Annotated in this window: 21 protein-coding genes and 1 tRNA gene; 19 read left to right on the top strand and 3 right to left on the bottom strand. The window is 65.4% G+C overall.

Features of this window, described 5'->3' with window-relative positions; translation table 11 throughout:
* The first annotated feature begins 173 nt into the window (after positions 1-173).
* Genes J2R76_RS05395 through J2R76_RS05405 form a run of 3 tightly spaced genes read left to right on the top strand, consistent with a single transcriptional unit; the run spans position 174 to position 3,138 of the window.
* Positions 174-1,142, top strand: a complete 969-nt coding sequence (locus J2R76_RS05395) for a tripartite tricarboxylate transporter substrate binding protein (RefSeq protein ID WP_057020730.1) — start codon at positions 174-176, stop codon at positions 1,140-1,142.
* Entirely contained in the window at positions 1,139-1,639 is a 501-nt protein-coding gene (locus tag J2R76_RS05400) for a tripartite tricarboxylate transporter TctB family protein (protein WP_141341078.1), read from the top strand. Before J2R76_RS05395 ends, J2R76_RS05400 begins: the two co-directional genes overlap by 4 nt.
* A complete protein-coding gene (locus tag J2R76_RS05405) occupies positions 1,639-3,138 on the top strand; it encodes a tripartite tricarboxylate transporter permease (protein ID WP_057020728.1) in 1,500 nt (499 codons plus the stop codon). The genes J2R76_RS05400 and J2R76_RS05405 overlap by 1 nt, the downstream gene beginning before the upstream one ends.
* Positions 3,139-3,329: 191 nt before the next feature.
* On the opposite strand, the gene J2R76_RS05410 is transcribed toward J2R76_RS05405, so the two are convergent.
* Positions 3,330-5,606: a TonB-dependent siderophore receptor gene (locus J2R76_RS05410; protein ID WP_253623802.1), complete on the bottom strand. Its 2,277-nt coding sequence runs from the start codon at positions 5,604-5,606 to the stop codon at positions 3,330-3,332.
* Positions 5,607-6,213: 607 nt separating this feature from the next.
* Here J2R76_RS05410 and glyA point away from each other — a divergent pair.
* The 9 genes from glyA to J2R76_RS05455 all read left to right on the top strand — a co-directional run bounded on the left by glyA (position 6,214) and on the right by J2R76_RS05455 (position 14,925).
* Positions 6,214-7,515, top strand: a complete 1,302-nt coding sequence (glyA, locus tag J2R76_RS05415; RefSeq protein ID WP_057020726.1) for a serine hydroxymethyltransferase — start codon at positions 6,214-6,216, stop codon at positions 7,513-7,515.
* Between the two features lie 26 nt (positions 7,516-7,541).
* Positions 7,542-8,024 carry a transcriptional regulator NrdR gene (gene nrdR / locus J2R76_RS05420; protein ID WP_016844999.1) on the top strand — a complete coding sequence of 161 codons (483 nt, stop codon included), beginning with the start codon at positions 7,542-7,544 and terminating at the stop codon, positions 8,022-8,024.
* Complete coding sequence (ribD, locus tag J2R76_RS05425) at positions 8,021-9,181, top strand: bifunctional diaminohydroxyphosphoribosylaminopyrimidine deaminase/5-amino-6-(5-phosphoribosylamino)uracil reductase RibD (RefSeq protein WP_253623803.1); 1,161 nt, start codon at positions 8,021-8,023, stop codon at positions 9,179-9,181. The genes nrdR and ribD overlap by 4 nt, the downstream gene beginning before the upstream one ends.
* 110 nt (positions 9,182-9,291) lie before the next feature.
* Positions 9,292-9,900, top strand: a complete 609-nt coding sequence (locus tag J2R76_RS05430) for a riboflavin synthase (RefSeq protein ID WP_168855964.1) — start codon at positions 9,292-9,294, stop codon at positions 9,898-9,900.
* 234 nt (positions 9,901-10,134) lie between these two features.
* Entirely contained in the window at positions 10,135-10,626 is a 492-nt protein-coding gene (ribH, locus tag J2R76_RS05435) for a 6,7-dimethyl-8-ribityllumazine synthase (protein WP_076834363.1), read from the top strand.
* Positions 10,627-10,628: 2 nt separating this feature from the next.
* Positions 10,629-11,123, top strand: a complete 495-nt coding sequence (gene nusB, locus J2R76_RS05440; protein WP_016844994.1) for a transcription antitermination factor NusB — start codon at positions 10,629-10,631, stop codon at positions 11,121-11,123.
* 150 nt (positions 11,124-11,273) lie between these two features.
* Positions 11,274-12,275, top strand: a complete 1,002-nt coding sequence (thiL, locus tag J2R76_RS05445) for a thiamine-phosphate kinase (protein ID WP_168855937.1) — start codon at positions 11,274-11,276, stop codon at positions 12,273-12,275.
* 285 nt (positions 12,276-12,560) lie between these two features.
* Positions 12,561-14,681, top strand: coding sequence for a sodium-translocating pyrophosphatase (locus tag J2R76_RS05450; protein WP_076834360.1), 2,121 nt, complete (start codon positions 12,561-12,563; stop codon positions 14,679-14,681).
* A gap of 88 nt (positions 14,682-14,769) precedes the next feature.
* Positions 14,770-14,925 carry a hypothetical protein gene (locus J2R76_RS05455; RefSeq protein ID WP_167350400.1) on the top strand — a complete coding sequence of 52 codons (156 nt, stop codon included), beginning with the start codon at positions 14,770-14,772 and terminating at the stop codon, positions 14,923-14,925.
* A 42-nt stretch (positions 14,926-14,967) separates the two neighbouring features.
* On the opposite strand, the gene J2R76_RS05460 is transcribed toward J2R76_RS05455, so the two are convergent.
* Positions 14,968-15,975, bottom strand: coding sequence for a tripartite tricarboxylate transporter substrate binding protein (locus J2R76_RS05460; protein ID WP_141341073.1), 1,008 nt, complete (start codon positions 15,973-15,975; stop codon positions 14,968-14,970).
* 157 nt (positions 15,976-16,132) lie between these two features.
* Entirely contained in the window at positions 16,133-16,609 is a 477-nt protein-coding gene (locus J2R76_RS05465; RefSeq protein WP_018271914.1) for an outer membrane protein assembly factor BamE, read from the bottom strand.
* A 137-nt stretch (positions 16,610-16,746) separates the two neighbouring features.
* On the opposite strand from J2R76_RS05465, the gene J2R76_RS05470 reads away from it, so the two are divergent.
* The 7 genes from J2R76_RS05470 (at position 16,747) to J2R76_RS05500 (ending at position 21,609) form a co-directional block, all read left to right on the top strand.
* A complete protein-coding gene (locus tag J2R76_RS05470; RefSeq protein WP_141341072.1) occupies positions 16,747-17,298 on the top strand; it encodes a ubiquinol-cytochrome C chaperone family protein in 552 nt (183 codons plus the stop codon).
* The gene (locus tag J2R76_RS05475) at positions 17,295-17,888 is read left to right on the top strand and encodes a DUF177 domain-containing protein (protein WP_141341071.1); all 594 of its coding nucleotides are present in this window, start codon (positions 17,295-17,297) and stop codon (positions 17,886-17,888) included. The genes J2R76_RS05470 and J2R76_RS05475 overlap by 4 nt, the downstream gene beginning before the upstream one ends.
* A gap of 309 nt (positions 17,889-18,197) precedes the next feature.
* A complete protein-coding gene (gene plsX / locus J2R76_RS05480; protein ID WP_076834353.1) occupies positions 18,198-19,259 on the top strand; it encodes a phosphate acyltransferase PlsX in 1,062 nt (353 codons plus the stop codon).
* On the top strand, positions 19,256-20,233 hold the full coding sequence (locus J2R76_RS05485; RefSeq protein ID WP_057020717.1) for a beta-ketoacyl-ACP synthase III: 978 nt from the start codon (positions 19,256-19,258) through the stop codon (positions 20,231-20,233). Before plsX ends, J2R76_RS05485 begins: the two co-directional genes overlap by 4 nt.
* Before the next feature lie 130 nt (positions 20,234-20,363).
* The gene (locus J2R76_RS05490; protein WP_035631661.1) at positions 20,364-20,699 is read left to right on the top strand and encodes an integration host factor subunit alpha; all 336 of its coding nucleotides are present in this window, start codon (positions 20,364-20,366) and stop codon (positions 20,697-20,699) included.
* 127 nt (positions 20,700-20,826) lie between these two features.
* On the top strand, positions 20,827-21,420 hold the full coding sequence (locus J2R76_RS05495) for a MerR family transcriptional regulator (RefSeq protein ID WP_253623804.1): 594 nt from the start codon (positions 20,827-20,829) through the stop codon (positions 21,418-21,420).
* 111 nt (positions 21,421-21,531) lie between these two features.
* A tRNA-Pro gene (locus J2R76_RS05500) sits at positions 21,532-21,609 on the top strand.
* Positions 21,610-21,826 lie beyond the last annotated feature (217 nt).

Raw genomic sequence — 21,826 nt, forward strand, 5'->3', positions numbered from 1 at the left:
CCCTCCGGCTTGCCGAAGGCTGTGGCGAATGGTCGCTAGGGACACGCAGACGCGAGATCGGCGAGCGATTCCTGACCCGAAGGGACCGCGCTGTCCGAGTGGCGATGCGATCACGTGACCGGATGCAGCCGGCGATCCGCAGGCTGCTTTCCGAAAATTCAGGAGGAAGCCCCATGATCTCGTCCCACATGCGCCTGTTCGGCGCGGTCGTCGCGCTGTTGCTCGGGGCGAGCGGTCCGGCGCCCGCGCAGCAGCTCGAGCTCAAGCTGATGGCGCCGGCGGCGCCGGGCGGCGGCTGGGATCAGACCGCGCGTTCGATGCAGCAGGCGCTGGTCGCGGCCGGCATCGCGCGCAGCGTCCAGGTCACCAACGTTCCTGGCGCCGGCGGCAGCGTCGGCATCGCGCAGTTCGTCAACGGCGCCAAGGGCGACAGCAACCAGATGATGGTGAACGGCTTCGTCATGGTGGGCGCACTCGCCATGAACAAGTCGCCGGTGACGCTGGATCAGGTGACGCCGATTGCGCGCCTCACCGAGGAGACCCAGGTCATCGTGGTGCCGGCGAACTCGCCGATCAAGACGGCGCAGGATCTTGCCGCCGCGGTGAAGGCCGATATCGCCAAGGTGACCTTTGCCGGCGGCTCGGCCGGCGGTGTCGACCATGTGATGGCGGCGCTGTTCGCGGGCACGGTCGGCGCCGACGCCAAGAAGATCAACTACATTCCGTTCTCGGGCGGCGGCGAGTCGCTTGCAGCCATTCTCGGCGGCAAGGTCACGGCCGGCATTTCCGGCCTCAGCGAATATGAAGGCCAGATCAAGGCCGGCAAGTTGCGCGCGCTCGGCGTGACGTCGGCGCAGCGTCTGCCCGGCGTCGACATCCCGACCTTCAAGGAGCAGGGCATCGATCTCGTGCTGGCCAATTGGCGCTCGGTGGTCGCTCCGCCCGGCATCACGCCGGAGCAGCGCAAGGTGCTGAGCGATGCGGTCGAGAAGATGGTGAAGTCCGATTCCTGGAAGGAGATCCTGAAGCAGAAGGGCTGGGATGACGCCTATCTCGGCGGCGACGCCTTCGCGGATTTCCTGAAGAAGGAGATCACGCGCGTGACCGAGGTGCTGAAGTCCGTCGGCCTCGTGAAGTCATGACGCCGGACGCGGCGTCTGAAAACCTCCGGCCGGCGCCGGCGCGCCGCGTCGACCGCGCCGGCGTGGTCATCGCGGCCGCGCTTGCCGGGCTTGCTGCGGTGCTGGTGTGGGACGCCAGCAAGCTGCCGTCGACCACGATGTACGGCATGGGGCCGGAGGCGATGCCGGTCGTCATCGCGATCGGCCTTGTCATCCTCGCGGTCGGCAATCTGATCGACGCGCTGCGCGGCAAGCTGCCGCCGCGCGAGAGCATGGATCCGAAACCGGTGTGGCTGATCATCGGGGGCCTGGCGCTCCTGATCGCCATCATCGGCTTTGGCGGCGGCTTCATCCTCGCCACCTCGGCGCTGTTCGTCACCACGTCGGCGGCGTTCGGCCGCCGCGCCGTCCTGGCCGACACCGCCATCGCGCTCGTGATCACGACGCTGATTTATCTCGCGTTCGACAAGCTGTTGACGCTGAGCCTTCCCGCCGGCCCGCTGGAGCGACTGCTGTGATGGACACTTTCGCCGCGCTGGCGCACGGCATGGCGGTCGCCATGCAGCCGATGAACCTGCTCTACGCCCTGATCGGCGTGTTCCTGGGCACCGCGGTCGGCGTGTTGCCGGGCATCGGACCGGCGCTGACGGTCGCGCTGCTGCTGCCGGTGACCTACAAGCTCGATCCCGGCGGCTCGCTGATCATGTTCGCCGGCATCTATTATGGCGGCATGTATGGCGGATCGACCACCGCGATCCTGATCAATACGCCGGGCGAGAGCGCGTCGATGGCGACCGCGCTCGAGGGCAACAAGATGGCCAAGGCCGGCCGCGGCGGCCCGGCGCTGGCGACCTCGGCGATCGGCTCGTTCGTGGCCGGCACCATCGCCACCATCGGCCTCGCATTCCTCGCGCCATGGCTGGTCGATTTCGCCGTGCGCTTCGGGCCGGAGGATTACTTCGCGCTGATGTGCGTCGCCTTCGTCACGGTGTCGGCGACCTTCGGCGACTCGCCGGTCCGCGGCCTCACCAGCCTGTTCATCGGCCTCACGCTCGGGCTGGTCGGCATCGACAAGCTGACCGGTCAGGCGCGGCTTGCCTTCGGCATCCCCGAACTGCTCGACGGCGTCGAGGTGACGACGCTCGCGGTCGGCCTGTTCGCGGTCGGCGAGGCGCTCTATGTCGCCTCGCGCCGGCATCACGCCGAGGAGAAGCTCGAGCCGGTGCGCGGCTCGCTGTGGATGACGCGGGAGGACTGGCGGCGGTCGTGGAAGCCGTGGCTGCGTGGCACGCTGTTCGGTTTTCCGATCGGGGCGCTGCCGGCCGGCGGGGCGGAGATCCCGACATTCCTGTCCTATTCCACCGAGCGGCGGCTGACCAAACATCCGGAGGAGTTCGGCAAGGGCGCGATCGAAGGCGTCGCAGGGCCGGAAGCGGCGAACAACGCGTCCGCCGCCGGCACGCTGGTGCCACTTTTGACGCTCGGGCTGCCGACCTCGGCAACGGCTGCAATGATGCTGGCGGGCTTCCAGCAATACGGCCTCAACCCGGGGCCGCTGTTGTTCGCGGAGCGGCCCGACCTGGTGTGGGGCCTGATCGCGAGCCTGTTCATCGCCAACGGCATGCTGCTGGTGCTCAATCTGCCGCTGGTCGGCCTTTGGGTGCGGCTGCTGGCGATCCCGCAGCCCTGGCTCTATGCCGGCATCCTGGTGTTCGCCACCATGGGCACGATCGCGGCGAAGCCGTCGGTCGTCGAGCTGTCGATGCTGGCGGCGTTCGGCGTCATGGGCTTTCTGATGCGCCGGTTCGACTTCCCGATCGCGCCCGTCGTGATCGGGCTGATCCTCGGGCCGATCGCCGAAAGCCAGTTGCGCCGCGCGCTGGCGATCAGCCTCGGCGATCCCATGGTGCTGCTGCAAAGCCCGATGTCGGCGACGCTGCTCGGCATCGCGCTGATCGCGCTGCTGGCGCCGTTCGTGCTCAAGGGATTGGGGCGATTCAAGGCGAACGAGGATTAGGACGCGACCAGACCGTAAAAGGCCCGCTCCGGGGCTCGCATTTCGGAGCGGGCCAGTCTGGGCACGGCAAATATCGCCGCGACGCAAAACCTAGCGTGACAAGCTGACACCACCCTGACGACAGCGAAAAAAGAGAGGCGGCCGAATGCCGCCTCTCGGTCACATGATTTTCCGTGAACTGAAAGTTCAGCTCACCATTTGTAGGCGAAGCTCGCCGTGATGCGGCGGCGATCGCCGTAGTAGCAGGAGCTGATGGTCGCGCAGCTCGCGACATAAATCTTGTCAGTGACGTTCACGACGTTGAGCGCCGCGCGCCAGTTGTTGTCCCATTCGTAATGCAAGGCGAGATCGCCCAGCACGACCCCCGGGACGCGTGCGGTGTTCGCGGTGTCGGCAAAGGACGAGCCGACATAGCGCACGCCGCCGCCGAAGCCGAAGCCCGTGAGCGGCCCGTCGCGGAAGGTGTAGTCGGTCCACGCCGATGCGAGCTGACGCGGCGCGTTGGTCGGCACGGTGCCGATCAGCGCGGGATTGAGGTCCTTGCTGACGAACAGCTCGTAATTGGTGTAGCTCGCCACCAGCTTGAAATCGCGCGTGATGTTCGCGACCGCCTCGAGCTCGACGCCGCGCGAGGTGACTTCGCCGTTCTGGGTCTGGAACAGCGGATTGTTCGGATCTGTTGTCAGCGCGTTCTTGCGCTTGAGGTCGAAATACGCGACGCCGAACCGTGCGTTGAGCCCGACCGGCTCGTACTTGACGCCGACCTCGGTCTGCTCGGAGGTTTCCGGCAGCAGCAATTGGCCGGACGCGGTGGTGCCGATGACCGGGTTGTAGCCCGTCATGTAGGAGACGTAGGGCGCAACGCCGCTGTCGAAATTGTAGATCGCGCCTACACGGCCGGAGAACTTGCTGTCGTCGCGGCCCTGGGAGGCGCCGATCCGGTTGTTGTTGGTGAGATCGACCCAATCCTGGCGGCCGGACAGCACCACAGTCAGGCGGTCGAGCTTGACCTGATCCTGCAGGTAGAGCCCGGCCATGCCCTGGGCGAGATAGCCGTTCTGATAGAGCGGGCCGCTATACGGCAGGTTGGTGCCATAAACCGGATTGAGCACGTTGAGATTGGTGCCCATGCCAAAACCCTGGCGGTCGTCGATGCCGTAATATTTCAGATCGACGCCGACCAGCGCGGTGTGCTGCAGCGCGCCGGTGGCGAAGCGGTATTCGAGCTGATTGTCGAGGTTGAGCTGGGTGGCGATGCCGCGGGTGTAGAAATTGCCGCGGGTGATGTCGGCGGCGGCCGGCGTCGTCGCATAGCCGAGCCCGTAGAGGCCGGCATAATAGACGTCGACATGCGCCATGCGCGCGTTCTGGCGGAAATCGACGCTGTCGGTCACGCTCTTCTGGAACTGGTAGCCGACCATCTGCTGGTCGCGGCGGAACTGGTCGGCGCTGGGATCGCCGACAAACAGGCTGGTCGGAATCCGGCCGAACGGCGCGTTGGTGACGGTGCCGACATAGGGCAGGAAGTTCAGCGCGCGGGTGTTGCTGTGCGAGGCCATGCCGAACACGGTGAGGCTGGTGTCGGCATCGGGCCGCCAGGTCACCGACGGGGCGAAGAAGAAATTGTTGTCGTAGACATAGTCGGTCTGGGTGCCGCCGCCCTGGGCCTGGCCGACGAGGCGGTACTGCACCTGGCCGTTGCCGGGCTGCGCCGTCGCGCCGCCGATGTCGAACTGGGTATAGGCGTTGCCGAAATTATTGACGCCGGTCTCGATGTAGCGAACGGGCTCGGCCTGCGGCAGCTTGCTCACCGCGTTGACGAGGCCGCCCGGCGCCGAGCCGCCATACAGGATGCCGGACGGACCGCGCAGCACCTCGACGCGCTCGAGATTGAAGGGCTGCAGCTTCCAGCTCGCATAGGAGGTGTAGAACAGCTGCAGGCCGTCGAGGAACAGCGACTCGTTCTGCGCCGGGAAGCCGCGGATCATGAACCAGTCGTTGCGGAAATCGGTGCCATAGGTGCCGCCGATGACGCCCGGCGTGTAGCGCAGCACCTCGTCGAACTTGCTGACGATCTTCTGGTCGCGGATCTGCTCGGCGCTGATGACCGACACCGATTGCGGCGTCTGGATGATCGGCGTGCTGGTCTTGGTGCCGCTGGCGCTCAGCCGCGCCAGATAGCCGGTGACCGGGCCGTTGGCGCGTTCGTGCCCGCCGCTGGCGCCCGCGGGCTGCTGAGCGGTCTGTGGCTGCGCGCCCACCGGGGCGGCCGTCGCGCGGCGCGAGGCGCTGCGTGCGCGCGTGGACCGTTGCGAAGGCTGCTGCGATCGCGCCGCTTGCCGCTGCGGCGCCTCGACTGTCACGGACGGCAATTGCGTCTGGGCGAAGACATCGTCCGCACCAACAACCGAAAACACAACGACAGCCGAAGCAGCAAACCGCTGCGGCCGAATCCACCTGCACGACATTTATTCCACGCTCCGTAAAAAAAATCTTGAGCGAGTCGTTATCACGGTGATTTTCGCGAGCAGCCTGCACGGGGTTAGAAGCTGTCGAAGTTGCACGCAAAGCTTGGCTGTGTGACCGGGAGACAACGGCGTATGACGCGCAATTGCACGCATCGCGTGAGAGCCTTGAATCGATCCGGTGTTGAACGATTCAAAAATCGAACGATTCAAAAATTGGCTCGTCATCTCGTGGGTCGATGCATCGCGATCGCGCGCGACATGATCAAGCGAGTCCGATGTCGCGCGGTTGCGCGAGCAACGCGTTGAAACCTCGAGGCGATAGTTGTCTCGTCCGCGGTCCCCGCGCGGTCGGGAAGGGGAGTGAGTTCCACTCGGCGGCTGCCACAGCCCTGCTGGCCGCGCGGCGGGAACCGGGTGGCGGGGGCGGCCGTCCGGCCGGCTGGCAATCCCCGCCATCCCCACCATATCTGGCATAATTGACCGGCAGGGACCGCAACCGCTTGGCCATTTTGGGGCGATGTGATAACGCTCTGAAACCAGCTTCGACCGCCACTCGTGACCGTCCGCATCCTGCCTAAAGGCTTGCGGCGGTGGAGATATTTCGCCGATGACCTCGTCCAGCAAGACCGCTTCCGCGCCCGATTCCTTCTTCACCGCAACCCTCGCCCAGGCCGATCCCGAGATCGCCGCCGCGATCAAGGGCGAGCTCGGCCGGCAGCGTCATGAGATCGAGCTGATCGCCTCGGAAAACATCGTCAGCCGCGCCGTGCTAGAGGCGCAGGGCTCGGTGATGACTAACAAATATGCGGAGGGTTATCCGGGCGCGCGCTACTACGGCGGTTGCGAGTGGGTCGACGTCGCCGAGACGCTGGCGATCGAGCGCGCCAAGAAGCTGTTCGGCGCCGGCTTCGCCAACGTCCAGCCGAACTCCGGCAGCCAGATGAATCAGGCGGCGTTTCTGGCGCTGCTGCAACCAGGCGACACCTTCATGGGCCTCGACCTCGCGGCCGGCGGCCATCTCACCCATGGTTCGCCGGTCAACATGTCAGGCAAGTGGTTCAAGGCCGCGCACTACACCGTGCGCCGCGAGGACCAGATCATCGACATGGACGAGGTGCAGAAGCTGGCCGAGCAGGTCAAGCCGAAGCTGATCATCGCGGGCGGCTCGGCCTATTCGCGCGCCTGGGACTTCAAGCGCTTCCGCGAGATCGCGGATTCCGTCGGCGCGTATCTGCTGGTCGACATGGCGCATTTCGCGGGCCTCGTCGCCGGCGGCGTGCATGCCTCGCCGGTGCCGCACGCCCACGTCACCACTACGACGACGCACAAGTCGTTGCGCGGCCCGCGCGGCGGCCTGATCCTCACCAATGACGAGACGCTGGCCAAGAAGCTGAACTCGGCGATCTTCCCGGGCCTGCAGGGCGGTCCGCTGATGCACGTCATCGCCGCCAAGGCGGTGGCGTTCGCAGAAGCGCTGCGGCCGGACTTCAAGGTCTACGCCAAGAACGTGGTCGAGAACGCCAAGGCGCTGGCGGAGACGCTGCGCGGCCATGGCCTCGACATCGTCTCGGGCGGCACCGACAACCATCTGATGCTGGTCGACCTCAGGCCGAAGGGCCTGAAGGGCAACATCTCCGAGAAGGCGCTGGTGCGCGCCGCCATCACCTGCAACAAGAACGGTATCCCGTTCGATCCCGAAAAGCCGTTCGTCACCTCCGGCCTGCGGCTCGGTACGCCGGCGGCGACCACGCGCGGCTTCGGCGTCGCCGAGTTCAAGCAGGTCGGCGGCATGATCGCGGAAGTGCTGAACGCGCTGGCGCAGTCGCCGGACGGCAAGGCGCCGCTGGTCGAGGCCGCGATCAAGGAGCGCGTCAAGGCGCTGACCGATCGCTTCCCGATCTATCAGTAAAAGGTCGTTGCTAGAGGTCCCGTCGGATGCGCTGCCCGAGCTGCAATTCTCTCGACACGCAGGTCAAGGACTCGCGTCCGACCGAGGACTCCGCGGTCATTCGCAGGCGTCGCGTCTGCATGGCCTGCAACTTCCGCTTCACGACCTTCGAGCGGGTGCAGCTGCGCGAACTGACCGTCATCAAGCGCAACGGCCGCCGCGTGCCGTTCGACCGCGACAAGCTGGTGCGCTCGCTGCAGATCTCCTTGCGCAAGCGCCCGGTGGAATCCGAGCGGGTGGAGAAGATGGTGTCCACCATCGTGCGCGAGCTCGAAAGCGGCGGCGAGGCCGAGGTCTCCTCTGAGGCGATCGGCGAGATCGTGATGGAGCATCTGCGCCAGCTCGACGACGTCGCCTATGTGCGCTTCGCCTCGGTCTACCGCAATTTCCGCGAGGCCAAGGACTTCGAGGCCGTGCTCGACGAATTGACCGGCGAAGAGGACCCGCGGCTCGCGACGCTACGCAAATGATCTTCCGCATTCTGGAAGACCAGTTCGCGCAGAAGGCCAAAGAGGCCAAGGAAGCGGCAAAGGCGGCCGATCTGCGCTTCATGCAGCTGGCGCTGGCGCTTGGCCGGCGCGGGCTCGGGCGCACCTGGCCCAATCCGGCGGTCGGCGCCGTCATCATCAAGGACGGCGTGATCGTCGGCCGCGGCTGGACGCAAGCAGGCGGCCGGCCGCATGCCGAGGTCGAGGCACTCAGGCGCGCCGGCGATGCCGCGCGCGGCGCCACGCTCTACGTGACGCTCGAACCCTGCTCGCATTTCGGCCGCTCGCCGCCTTGTGCGGACGCCGTGGTGGCGGCCGGGCTCGCCCGCGTCGTCTCGGCGATCGAGGATCCCAATCCGGAAGTCGCGGGGCAGGGGCACGCCAGGCTGCGTGCCGCAGGCATCGCGGTCGATGTCGGGCTGTGCGCGGAAGAGGCCGCGCGCGACCATGCCGGGCACTTCCGCCGTATCCGCGACAAGCGCCCGCATGTGATCCTCAAGCTCGCGGTGTCCGCCGACGACAAGATCGCTGCCAGCGGCCATAAGCCGGTTACGATCACCGGAGAGGCCGCGCGGACCCGGGTGCATCTGCTGCGCGCGCAGAGCGATGCGATCCTGGTCGGCATCGGCACGGTCAAGGCCGACGATCCGCTCTTGACCTGCCGGTTACCGGGGATGGCGGCGCGCTCGCCAGTGCGCCTGGTGCTGGACCGCGCGCTGCGGATTTCTGGCGACAGCCGCCTGGTGCATTCGGCGCGCGAGACGCCGCTCTGGGTGATGACCTCCGACATGGCGGAGGCGCCTGCCGCGGTGAAGCTCGGCGCCGCCGGCGCGCAGGTGATCCGCATCGCCGCCAGCGCGCCTGATGGTCTCGATCTGCCGTCCGTCCTGCATGCGCTGGCGGAGAGGGGGATTTCGCGGCTGCTGGTCGAGGGCGGATCGCGCGTGGCAAATTCTTTCGTGGCAGCCGGCCTTGTCGACGAGATCTGGCTGTTGCGCGGACCCGATGCGATCGGTGCCGGTGGTGTTCCCGCGCTGGACGCAATGCCGCTCGACGCAATCACGCAGTCGCCCGCCTTCCGGCTTCGTGCTAGCGAAGCCTTGGCCAAAGATGTTTTGACTATCTACGATCGATCCTAAGTCGTCATGCCCGGGCTTGACCCGGGCATCCACGTCTTGGTCGCCAGCAGTGAAGTAAGTCGTGGATGGCCGGGTGAAGCCCGGCCATGACGAAGAGTAAGAGGTTTGTTGTGTTCACGGGAATTGTCACCGATATCGGTGAGATCACCAGCCTGAAGCAGGTGGCGCAGGGGCAACTGCATCGCATGCGGATTGCCTGCGACTACGACCAGACCACGATCGCCAACGGCGCCTCGATCGCCTGCAACGGCGTCTGCCTCACCGTCGTCGCCTCCGGCACCGCCGATGGCAAGACCTGGTTCGATGTCGATGCGGCGGCCGAGACGCTCGGCATGACCACCGCCAAGCATTGGGCGCAGGGCGGCCGGCTCAATCTCGAGCGCGCGCTCAAGATCGGCGACGAACTCGGCGGTCACATCGTGGCCGGGCATGCCGATGGCATCGCCACCATCGTCAAGCGCGACGACCTGCCCGACATGGCGCGCTTCGAGCTGCGAACCAGCCGCGAACTGGCGCGTTTCATCGCGGCGAAGGGATCGGTCACGCTGGACGGCGTGTCGCTGACCGTGAATACGGTCGGCGACGTCAGCTTTTCGGTGCTGATCATCCCGCACACGCTTTCCGTGACGACCCTGAGCGCCTGGAAGGCCGGCAGCGAGGTCAATATCGAGGTCGATCTGATGGCCCGCTACGCGGCGCGGCTGTCGGAGATGAAATGACGGCATAGCCGTCAAGCGGCAGTCATTCCGGGGCGATGCGAAGCATCGAACCCGGAATCTCGAGATTCCCCGGTGCACTATTGTGCACCTGCGGTCTGGTCCTTCGGACCATCCCGGAATGACAGTGCCTGAGGCATTCGTGCTTGGCTTCAGTCGTCGGGGCGACTACAAACTCGCGAAACGTTGACATCCAACGTTATCGGTAAATGTCAACAATATGAAATGGATACGTAGATGGCTGACGCGCGGCGCGCACCCCTGAAGGACCAGACCGACATTACCGGCGCACGCGTGCTGATCGTCGAGGCGCGGTTCTATGACGACATCCAGGACGCGCTGCTGGAAGGCGCGTTGGCCGAGATCAAGGCCGCGGGTGCGACGCACGACGTGATCACGGTGCCGGGCGCGCTGGAGATTCCGGCGGCGATTGCGATCGCGATCGATGCGGCTGAAGCGAACGGCAAGCCGTATGACGCGGCGATCGCGCTCGGCTGCGTGGTGCGCGGCGACACCATCCATTTCGAGATCGTCTCGCAGGAGTCCTCGCGCGGATTGATGGATTTGGCCATCAGCCGGAAATTCCCGCTCGGCAACGGCATCCTCACCGTCAACACCGAGGCGCAGGCCTGGGCGCGGGCGCGCGCCAGCGAACTCAACAAGGGCGGCGACGCGGCGCGTGCGGCGCTGGCGATGCTGCGGATCAAACGCCGCCTGGCAAAGGCCTGACCATGGCAGACAACAAGAAGCCCGCGAAAGCCCCCGACAGAAAAGCCAACCGCCGCGGCGCGGCACGGCTCGCGGCGGTGCAGGCGCTCTATCAGATGGACATCGGCGGCGCCGGCATCAACGACATCTTCGCCGAGTTCGAGAGCCACTGGCTCGGCAACGAGGTCGAGGGCGAGAAATATTTGCCGGCGGAAGCCGCGTTCTTCCGCGACGTGGTCTCCGGCGTGGTGCGCGACCAGGCCCGGCTCGATCCTTTGATCGACGAGGCACTGTCGAAGGGCTGGCCGCTGAAGCGGATCGACGCCATCCTGCGCGCGGTGCTGCGGGCAGGCTCCTACGAGCTCGAGCACCGCAAAGACGTGCCGGGCCGCGTGGTGGTCTCCGAATATGTCGACGTCGCGCATGCCTTCGTTGAGAAGGACGAAACCGGCATGGTCAACGCCGTGCTCGACCAGATCGCGCGCCAGTTCCGCGGCGACGAGTTTGTGCGGAGCTAGGTGCCGCGATGCCGCCCACCTCCGTAGCCGTCACCCTGAGGTGCCGTAGCGAAGCGGAGGCCTCGAAGGGCGACGGCGTGGCGCTACGGTCGCATCGGGGCCGTGCATCCTTCGAGGCTCGCTTTGCTCGCACCTCAGGATGACGGGTTGATGACCCAAGCAAGCAAACATACCTCCGGCGAAGACTCCCTGATCGCGCGCTATTTCAAGCCGCTCGCGACCGATCCGGGTGCGTTCGGGCTCGACGATGACGCCGCCGCGCTGAGGGCGGCCGGCGAGGACATCGTGGTCACCACGGACGCCATCGTCGAGGGCGTGCATTTCCTCGGCGATGATCCGCCCGACACGCTGGCGCGCAAGGCGCTGCGGGTGAACCTCTCCGACATCGCCGCCAAGGGCGCGGTGCCGGCGGGCTTCGTGCTGACGCTGGCGCTGCGCGGCGCCGAGGAGGCCTGGCTGAAGCCGTTTGCCCGGGCGCTCGGCGAGGACGCCGCGCATTTCGGCTGCCCGCTGCTCGGCGGCGACACGGTCTCGACACCGGGGCCGCTGATGATCTCGATCACTGCGTTCGGCCGGGTGCCGCAGGGCACGATGGTGCATCGCGCGGGAGCACAGGCGGGCGACTGTGTGTTCGTCACCGGCACGATCGGAGACGCCGCGCTCGGCCTCGATGTGCTCCGGGGTGGCCCGGTCGCCGCGGCTCTGGCGGACGATGTCGTCGGGCGGGATTTTCTTGCCGCCCGTTACCGTGTTCCGCAGCCGCGCAACGCCTTGGCCACGGCCGTCCGCACCCACGCCAGCGCCGCGATGGATGTGTCCGACGGTCTTGCCGGCGATCTGACCAAGCTTTGCGCAGCCAGTGGTGTGGCGGGCGTGATCAACGTGCCGAGCATCCCGTTGTCGTCCGCGGCCGCAGGGCTGCTCGCGCGCCGGGCGATCGGTATCGAGACCTTGGTGGCCGGCGGTGATGATTACGAGCTCTTGTGCGCGGTCCCGAGCGATCATGTCGACGCGTTTCTGCGCGACGCACGGCAGGCCAAGGTCGCGGTGACCGCAATCGGCGGCCTGATCGCAGGCTTGTCGCCACCAAGCTTCCTCGACGGGCAGGGGCGGGAACTGAAGCTGAGGCGGCTGTCCTACAGCCATTTCTAGAGCGTTTTCGAGCGAAGCGGGCACCGGTTCGCGTTAAGAAAACGCGTCGGAACGGAAGCAGCTCTGGACTTCCCGCGCCTGATCGCGCCGATTTTCCTTCTAAATAGCTGCCGATATCGGCGTTTTCGGCCACGGGTGGCGTTGCACAGCGGTAACGATTTTGGCAAGGTCGCGCCCGATTTGAGGCAATCCGTTTTTGGGGAGGATTGTCCTCGCAAAATAAGCGCCTGCCGCCCCCTAGCGGCACAAGAAGGCGCGGGGGTTACATCAAGGATCTGAGGCAACATGACAGCTTTATGGTTGATTGTGCTCTGCGGGGCGCTTTCCATCGTCTACGCGATCTGGGCGACGCAGTCGGTCTTGAACGCGGATGCGGGTAATCCGCGCATGCAGGAAATCGCGGCCGCGGTGCGCGAGGGCGCACAGGCCTATCTGCGGCGGCAGTACACCACGATCGGCATGGTCGGTATCGTGATCTTCGTGGTGCTGGCCTACTTCCTGGGCCTGCCGGTGGCGATCGGCTTTGCGATCGGCGCCATCCTGTCGGGGGCTGCCGGCTTCATCGGCATGAACGTCTCGGTGCGCGCCAACGTCCGCACCGCGCAGGCGGCAACCACCTCGCTCGCCGGCGGCCTCGAACTCGCCTTCAAGGCGGGCGCGATCACCGGCATGCTGGTTGCGGGGCTCGCGCTGCTCGGCGTCACCATCTATTTCATGATCCTGGTCAAGTTCATGGGTCTGGAAGCGGGCAGCCGCACCGTGGTCGACGCCATGGTGGCGCTCGGCTTCGGCGCCTCGCTGATCTCGATCTTCGCCCGTCTCGGCGGCGGCATCTTCACCAAGGGTGCGGACGTCGGCGGCGACCTCGTCGGCAAGGTCGAGGCCGGTATCCCCGAGGACGATCCGCGTAACCCGGCCACCATCGCCGACAATGTCGGCGACAATGTCGGCGACTGCGCCGGCATGGCGGCGGACCTGTTCGAGACCTATGCGGTGACCGCGGTCGCCACCATGGTGCTCGCGGCGATCTTCTTCGCCAAGACGCCGATCCTGGTGAACATGATGACGCTGCCGCTCGCGATCGGCGGCATCTGCATCATCACCTCGATCATCGGCACCTTCTTCGTCAAGCTCGGTGCCAGCCAGTCCATCATGGGCGCCCTCTACAAGGGCCTGATCGCCACCGGCATCCTGTCGCTGGTCGGCGTCGCGCTCGTGATCAATTGGCTGGTCGGCTTCGGCAAGCTCGACGGCGTCGACTATACCGGCATGGCGCTGTTCTGGTGTGGCGTGGTCGGTCTCGTCGTCACCGGCCTGATCATCTGGATCACCGAATACTACACCGGCACCGACTATCGCCCGGTGAAGTCGATCGCCTCGGCCTCGGTCACCGGTCACGGCACCAACGTGATCCAGGGCCTCGCGGTCTCGATGGAAGCGACCGCGCTGCCCGCGATCGTGATCATCGCCGGCATCCTCGTCACCTACAGCCTTGCCGGCCTGTTCGGCATCGCGATCGCGACCGCCACCATGCTGGCGCTGGCCGGCATGATCGTCGCGCTCGACGCCTTCGGCCCGGTTACCGACAACGCCGGCGGCATCGCCGAGATGGCGGGGCTGCCGAAGGAGGTGCGCAAGTCGACCGACGCGCTCGACGCGGTCGGCAACACCACCAAGGCGGTGACCAAAGGCTACGCGATCGGCTCCGCCGGTCTCGGTGCGCTGGTGCTGTTTGCGGCCTATAATCAGGACCTCAAATTCTTCATCAGCGACTCCAATGCCCATGCCTACTTCAAGGGCGTCAACCCGGACTTCTCCCTGAACAATCCTTACGTCGTGGTCGGCCTGCTGTTCGGCGGCCTGCTGCCATATCTGTTCGGTGCGATGGGTATGACCGCGGTCGGTCGCGCCGCCGGCGCGATCGTCGAGGAAGTGCGCCGTCAGTTCCGCGAGAAGCCCGGCATCATGCAGGGTACCGACAAGCCGGACTACGGCAAGGCGGTCGACCTGCTGACCCGGGCGGCGATCAAGGAGATGATCATCCCGTCGCTGCTTCCGGTTCTGTCGCCGATCGTGGTCTACTTCCTGATCTACGCGATCGCGGGCGGTGGCGCAGCCGGTAAGTCGGCCGCTTTCTCCGCGGTCGGCGCCATGTTGCTCGGCGTCATCGTCACCGGCCTGTTCGTCGCGATCTCGATGACCTCGGGCGGCGGCGCGTGGGACAACGCAAAGAAGTACATCGAGGACGGCCACTACGGCGGCAAGGGCTCTGACGCCCACAAGTCCGCGGTGACCGGCGATACCGTCGGCGATCCCTACAAGGATACGGCGGGCCCGGCGGTGAACCCGATGATCAAGATCACCAACATCGTGGCGCTGCTGCTGCTGGCGATCCTGGCGCACTGAGCGGCGGACACGACTGAAACGAGGCCCCGCGGTGAAAGCCGCGGGGTTTTATTTTTGAACCAGACGCGAACAACACGGAGATCAATCGATGTCGCTCTCATCCGCACGGAACTACGCGCTCCGCGCCTCCAAATCGCAGGATCAGAAGGAGGCCATCGAGCTGCTCTCGAAGGCGATCATGGAACTGGCGATGTCGATTGAAGCGACCGACGCCAAGGTCAAGAAGATCAACAAGTCTTCGTAGCGTTGGCCGCAACGTGCTCAGGAAACGTCGTGACGGCGGCTGTTACTTGACCTCCATCTGCAACCCTTCCTTCTCGATGATCGCCGCGAACTTCTTCGTCTCGGCATCGACGAAATCGGAGAATTGCTGGGGCGTGCCGTAGTCGGCGCGCGCGCCCATGCCGGCGATGTTCTTCTTGACGTCGTCGCGCTCCAGCATCGCCTTGACTTGGCGGTTCAACTCGTCGAGCACCGGGGCGGGCGCGGTCTTCGGCAGGAACACGCCGAACCAGGACGAGACGTCGAACTTTGCCAGTTCCGGCGCGCCCTCGCGCATCGTCGGCAGGTTCGGTGCGGAATCGCTACGCTCCGGCGTGGTGACACAGAGGCCGTTGAGCTTGCCGTCCTGCACCTGCGGCAGCGACGGATAGAGATTGTCGAACAGGATCTGGATGTCGCCGGCGAGCCCGGCCTGCAATGCGGGACCGGCGCCGCGGAACGGCACGTGCGTCATCTTCAACCCGGTGAGTTGCAGGAACCAGGCGCCGGTGAGGTGAGGGCTCTGTCCGGTACCGGACGAGCCGTAGGTGAGCTTGTCCGGATTCTTCTTCAGAAAGGCGATCAATTCGGGGATCGACTTGAGGCCGGTCGACGGATGCGCCGACACGATGTTCGGGATCCGGATCATGTTGGAGACCGGCTGCAACTGGTCGGCCTTGTAGGTCAGGTTGCGGAAGATGCTGTAGGCGATCGCGTTGGGGCCGGGATTGCCGATCAGGATGGTGTGGCCGTCGCCCTTGGCGCGCGCGACCTCGGATGTGCCGATGGTGCCGCCGGCACCGGAGCGATTCTCGACCACCACCGACTGGCCCCAGAGCGGCTGCAAATGCGCCGCGAGCAGCCGCCCCATCACGTCGGTCGAGCCGCCGGCCGCCGCCGGCACGACGATGCGGACGGTCTCGGTCGGCCGCCAGTCACCGGCGCCGAGGCTCGCGCGCGGCAGGATCGCCGCGGCCGTCAATGCGGCCGTGCCCGACAATACCGTACGACGGGAAAATCTCTTGGCTGTCATGCGTTTACCCCCTGCTCAGGCTCTTGTTTGCGAGCAAACTAGGGGACCGCTTGCCCCTCGGGCAAGCGACAACTTGGCGCAGCGGCTTATGCTCTGGACTCCGGTTTGACGCGTTGTCTCACGCGAACCGGAGCCCCCCACTTCGCTCGAAAACGCTCTAGTTGAAGCTCAGCAGCTTGAAGAGCGGTGTCAGGTAGGACATTTCCTGGCCCGACGTCGGCGTGGACCGGCTGACGAAGTCGAAGATCTTGCCGTCCTTCAGGCCGTAATTGGCCAGTCGGCGCACCTGCCGGTTCTTGTCGAAATAGACCGCGATCACGCGCTGGTCGATCACCCGCTGATTCATGAAGGCGACCGGGCGGGAGGTCCGTTGCGAGATGTAATAAAACACCTCGCCGTCCAGCGTTGCGACCGTCGAGGGCGTGCCGAGCACGATGAGCACCTGGTCCTGGCTCGCGCCGATCGGGATCTGCTCGAGCGCCCCCTCCGGCAGGATGTAGCCCTTCTGGAATTGTTCCCCGGCGCAGCCGCCGAGTGCGGCGCAGACGAGGCCAATCGCCGCGACGGCGCGGAGACGCGAAAAGAACCCGCGCGCGGAAGCGGCGCGAGACTGTCGTGAAAGAGTGTGGTTCATCGGCGGAACTGATCCGTCCCCTTGCATCGGCCGAGGCATTGACGTACCGGGCAGCTCAATGGATTGCAATCATGCCGAGCTCCAATGGGCGACCTCTCAACAGGCGACCCTTTGGGGACCGGCAGCCGGAACCCGTCATGCTTTGGCCGTTCAATCACTTCAGAAGACCCCGGGTGCCCGCGCGCAGCACCATTGAGACCATCTATGGCATGATCGTGACGCAGGCGCGAGAACCGTTGTTTTACCGTGACTTGGGCGTTCCGGACACGGTTAACGGCCGTTTTGACCTGCTTCTCATGCATCTGTGGCTGGTGCTGCGGCGACTGAAATCCGTCGAGGGCGGCGTCGCGCTGTCCCAGGCCCTGTTTGATCATTTCTGCATCGATATGGACGACAATCTGCGCGAAATGGGCGTCGGCGACCTCACGGTGCCGAAGCGCATGCAGGCGTTCGGTGAAGCCTTCTACGGCCGCACCGCGGCCTATGATCTGGCGCTGACCGACAGCGAGGCGGCCTTGGCCGAGTCGTTCTGCAAGAACATCCTCAACGGTCAGAACATCGACAAGGCCCGCGAGCTCGCCGCCTATGCCAGGGAGGCGATCGAAGAGATGGCGCGCGCCGATCTCGCGGCGTTGGCCAAGGGCGCGTGGCGCTTTCCGGTACCACAGCCTGCGGGGACGGCGGCATGAGCGGCGGCGGCACAGGGCAGCCCGATGCACGGCGCGACCGCGACCCCTGGCGGGTCCTGGTCAACATCGCGCAGATTCCGGAGACCGGCCTGCATCGCGAGATCGCGGCCGACGAGGCGGCGCGCAAGGCGATGGCCGAAGTTGCCGAGTTGCGGGAAGTCGTCTCCGCGCGTGCAGAGTTCGACCTGCAGCCCAAGCGCGACGGCAGCTACCACGTCACCGGCAGAGTTAAGGCCAGGATCGGGCAGACCTGCGTGGTGACGCTCGATCCGATCGAGAACGAGATCGATGAGCCGATCGATGTGGTGTTCGCGCCGCCCGAGCAGATCCCGCAAATGGCCGACCTGGTCGACGACGCCGACGACAGCGATGAGGAAACGCCGGACCCGCCGGAGCCGATCGTCGGCGGCTTCATCGATATCGGCCGGCTTGCCACCGATGCGCTGTTTCTCGGCATAGACCCGTATCCGCGCAAGGTGGATGCGGTCTTTGAACAGAAGGCTGAAGCGCCTGACCCGGAAAATCATCCTTTCGCGGCGCTGAAGGCGCTGACGGAAAAGCCGGACGGCAAGAAGCCCAAGGGAAGTTGAGGGCGCCTGGCGCCACATTTGCGGGGATGGCTTGCCTGCAAGCTTGCGCGAGCGGTGTTCCTAGTTACTTCAAATACGTGTCACAATACATTGAAATACAATGTATTTCTGGTATGCTCCGATGTGTTGCGTGACGGTTCGGCAGCTGCCTCATTTGCGGTCAAGAGGTTGTGTCGGACCGAGGACACGCTATTGTCGCGTCCCGGCCGGGACGCGAGTTGGTGTTTCGCCGCGCGCCGTTGACGGCGGTGACTTCAAGCTCGCGGTCTTCGTCTGAAGGCTGCGGGAAAGCAGGCTTCCGGGACGTTCATGCCTCAAAAGGTTCGAATAGCGCTTGACGCCATGGGGGGCGATGTCGGCGCTTCCGTCGTCATTCCCGGCGCCGCGATCTCGTTAAGCCGTCATCCCGACAGCGAATTCCTGCTGGTCGGGGACCGGGCCCAGATCGAGCCGGAGCTCGCCAAGCATCCGGCACTGAAGGCGGTATCGAAAGTGATCCATACCGACGTCGCCGTGAAGAACGATGAGAAGCCGAGCCAGGCGCTGCGGCGGACCCGAAGGGCGTCCTCGATGTGGCTCGCGATCGACGCCGTGAAGCATGGCGAGGCCGACGTTGCGGTCTCCGCCGGCAACAGCGGCGCGCTGATGGCGATGGGCAGCCTCAATCTGCGGACGCTCCCCGGTGTCGACCGCCCGGCGCTTGCGGCGGTGTGGCCGACGCTGCGCGGCGACTCTGTCGTGCTCGACCTCGGCGCCACGATCGGCGGCGACGCCCGCCATCTGGCGACGCTGGCGGTGATGGGCAGCGCCATGGCGAGCGTGCTGTTCAACCTCGAACGGCCGACCGTCGGCCTGCTCAACATCGGGTCCGAGGAGATGAAGGGGCACGGGGAAATCCGCGAGGCGGCGGAGATGCTGCGTGCGATGAACTCGACTCAGTTCAACTATATCGGCTTCGTCGAGGGCGACGCGATCGGCAAGGGCCTCGCCGACGTCATCGTGTCGGAAGGTTTCAGCGGCAACATTGCGCTCAAGGCCGCCGAAGGAACCGCGCGCCAGATGTTCACGCTGCTGCGCGAGGCCATGTCATCTAGCTGGCTAGCGCGGATCGGCTATTTGCTGGCCCGCGGCGCGTTCCAGAAGCTGCGCGACAAGCTCGATCCCAACAAGTCGAATGGCGGCCTGCTGCTCGGCCTGAAGGGCGTCGTGGTCAAGAGCCATGGCGGCACCAACGCGGAAGGCTTTGCCTATGCGGTGGATGTTGGCTATGAGATGGCCCACTTCGATCTCCTCACCAAGATCAATCAGATGCTTAATCGCGACGGCAGTGCGCTGGTGCAGGCGCAGACCGCGCAGGAGGCTGTCTCGTGACTGCTATACGTTCGGTAGTGCTCGGCTGCGGCTCATATTTGCCGGAGCGGGTTTTGACCAATGCCGAACTGGCCACCCGGATCGACACGTCGGATGACTGGATCGTGCAGCGCACCGGCATCAGCGAGCGCCACATCGCGGCCGACGACGAATTCACCTCGCATCTGGCGATCAAGGCGGCGCAGGCCGCGCTCGCCCACGCGCAAGTCGATGCGCAGTCGATCGACCTGATCGTGCTCGCGACCTCGACGCCCGACAACACCTTTCCCGCCACCGCGGTCGCCGTCCAGCACGGGCTCGGCATCAACCATGGCGTCGCCTTCGACCTGCAGGCGGTCTGCTCCGGCTTCGTCTTCGCGCTGGCCACCGCCGATAATTTCCTGCGCGCCGGCACCCACAAGCGGGCGCTGGTGATCGGTGCCGAGACCTTCTCACGCATCCTCGACTGGAACGACCGCGGCACCTGCGTGCTGTTCGGCGACGGCGCCGGCGCGGTCGTGCTGGAGGCGCAGCAGCATTCCGGCACCACCAGCGACCCCGGCGTGTTGACGACGCATCTGCGCTCCGACGGCCGCCACAAGGCGAAGCTGTTCGTCGATGGCGGGCCCGGCTCGACCAGGACGGTCGGGTATCTCCGGATGGAGGGCCGCGAGGTGTTCAAGCACGCCGTCGGCATGATCACCGACGTGATCGTCGACGCCTTCAACGCCACCGGCTTTACCGCCGAGGACATCACCTGGTTCATCCCGCACCAGGCCAACAAGCGAATCATCGATGCGTCGGCGCACAAGCTCCATATTGCGCCGCAGAAGGTGGTCCTGACGGTCGACAAGCACGGCAACACGTCGGCGGCCTCGATCCCGCTCGCGCTGTCGGTCGCCGTGAAGGACGGGCGCGTCAAGAAGGGCGATCTGGTGCTGTTCGAGGCGATGGGCGGCGGCTTCACCTGGGGCTCGGCGCTCGTGCGCTGGTAGCGTATCGCCAAACAGTATCGACAGGTTGCCGGTATCTTTCCTGCGCCTGGGCGCTGGTCGCTGTTGACCATTGCGCGCTAAGCTTTTAATTTCAGTCAAGAAATTGTTCGCCGAGAGTGCGGGGCAGGCGATGACCACGGGAACCGGAAAAACAGTTACGCGCGTCGATTTGTGTGAGGCGGTCTACCAAAAGGTGGGTCTGTCGCGCACGGAATCGTCGGCATTTGTCGAGTTGGTGCTGAAGGAGATCACCGATTGCCTGGAAAAGGGCGAGACGGTGAAGCTGTCCTCGTTCGGCTCCTTCATGGTGCGCAAGAAGGGCCAGCGTATCGGCCGTAATCCGAAGACCGGCACCGAGGTGCCGATTTCGCCGCGGCGGGTGATGGTGTTCAAGCCGTCGGCGATCCTGAAGCAGCGGATCAATGGCCATGTCGTCACCAATGGCGACGGCAGCAAGGCCGACTAGAGCGTTTTCAAGCGAAGTGGATACCCGGTTCGCGTGAAGAAAGCGCGGCAAACCTAGAATCCGGAGCCCCGTTCCGATTCAATCGGAACGGAAAGGCTCCAGGCATTGAGCTCAAAGGAGCGGGCATTTGGACAAGGCGCCGGATGCGTTCCGTACCATCAGCGAGGTCGCTGATGAACTCGATATTCCCCAGCATGTGCTGAGATTCTGGGAAACGCGCTTCGCGCAGATCAAGCCGATGAAGCGCAGCGGCGGACGCCGCTATTATCGCCCCGACGACGTCGACCTGCTCAAGGGCATCCGCCGGCTGCTGTACGGCGAGGGCTACACCATCCGCGGTGTGCAGCGGATCCTGAAGGAGCACGGCATCAAATCGGTGCAGGGCATCGCCGACCAGACCGCGGCGGTCTCGTTCGGCGCGGTCGAGGAAGCCGTCGGCAACAGCATGGCCGAGCCCGACGACCTCGAGAGCAGCGACGGCCTCGATTTCGACGGCGAGGAGGGTGATGGCGACGAGAAGGGGATCGACTACCGATTCGTCGATCCCGACGAGGATCCGATCCTGTCGACCTACAAGGCGCACGCCCAGCCGGGCAAGGCGCCCGCCGCGCTGCCGGTTCGTCCCTCCGTTCCGTCAGTCGATCGGGAGCGGCTCGAACGCGTGCTGCAGGAGCTGGTCGCCTGCCGACAGATGATCGACGCGGCGATGAAGGACGGCTGAGGCAAGGAAGCCTGCCGAGGAAACCTGCCAAGGGAACCGGCCTCGGAATACAGTCTTTGAGAGCCTGCCCCGCCTTGCGCGAACGCAGGATCGCAGCTAATGGAACGGCATCGGAGCGTGGCGCAGCCCGGTTAGCGCACTAGTCTGGGAGACTAGGGGTCGGAGGTTCAAATCCTCTCGCTCCGACCATTTTTCTCAAAATTCGTTCGGTGTGGCTTGAAGCGGGCGCGCATCGCTCGCCGTCGGCTTGCGATTGGTTGCCAATGCTGTTCGCCAGTCGCGGAAAGCTGTGCGCGGAAGCCAACACGCTGTCGTTAATATCGAGCAAACGCTCGTTGAAGAGGCAGCACCAAGCCGATCGCATCGGCGGCTGTCGTTGTCGATGAACAATCGTTCATGGAACGCC

This window comes from Bradyrhizobium sp. USDA 4532 (assembly GCF_024171315.1).
Lineage (GTDB): Bacteria > Pseudomonadota > Alphaproteobacteria > Rhizobiales > Xanthobacteraceae > Bradyrhizobium > Bradyrhizobium australafricanum.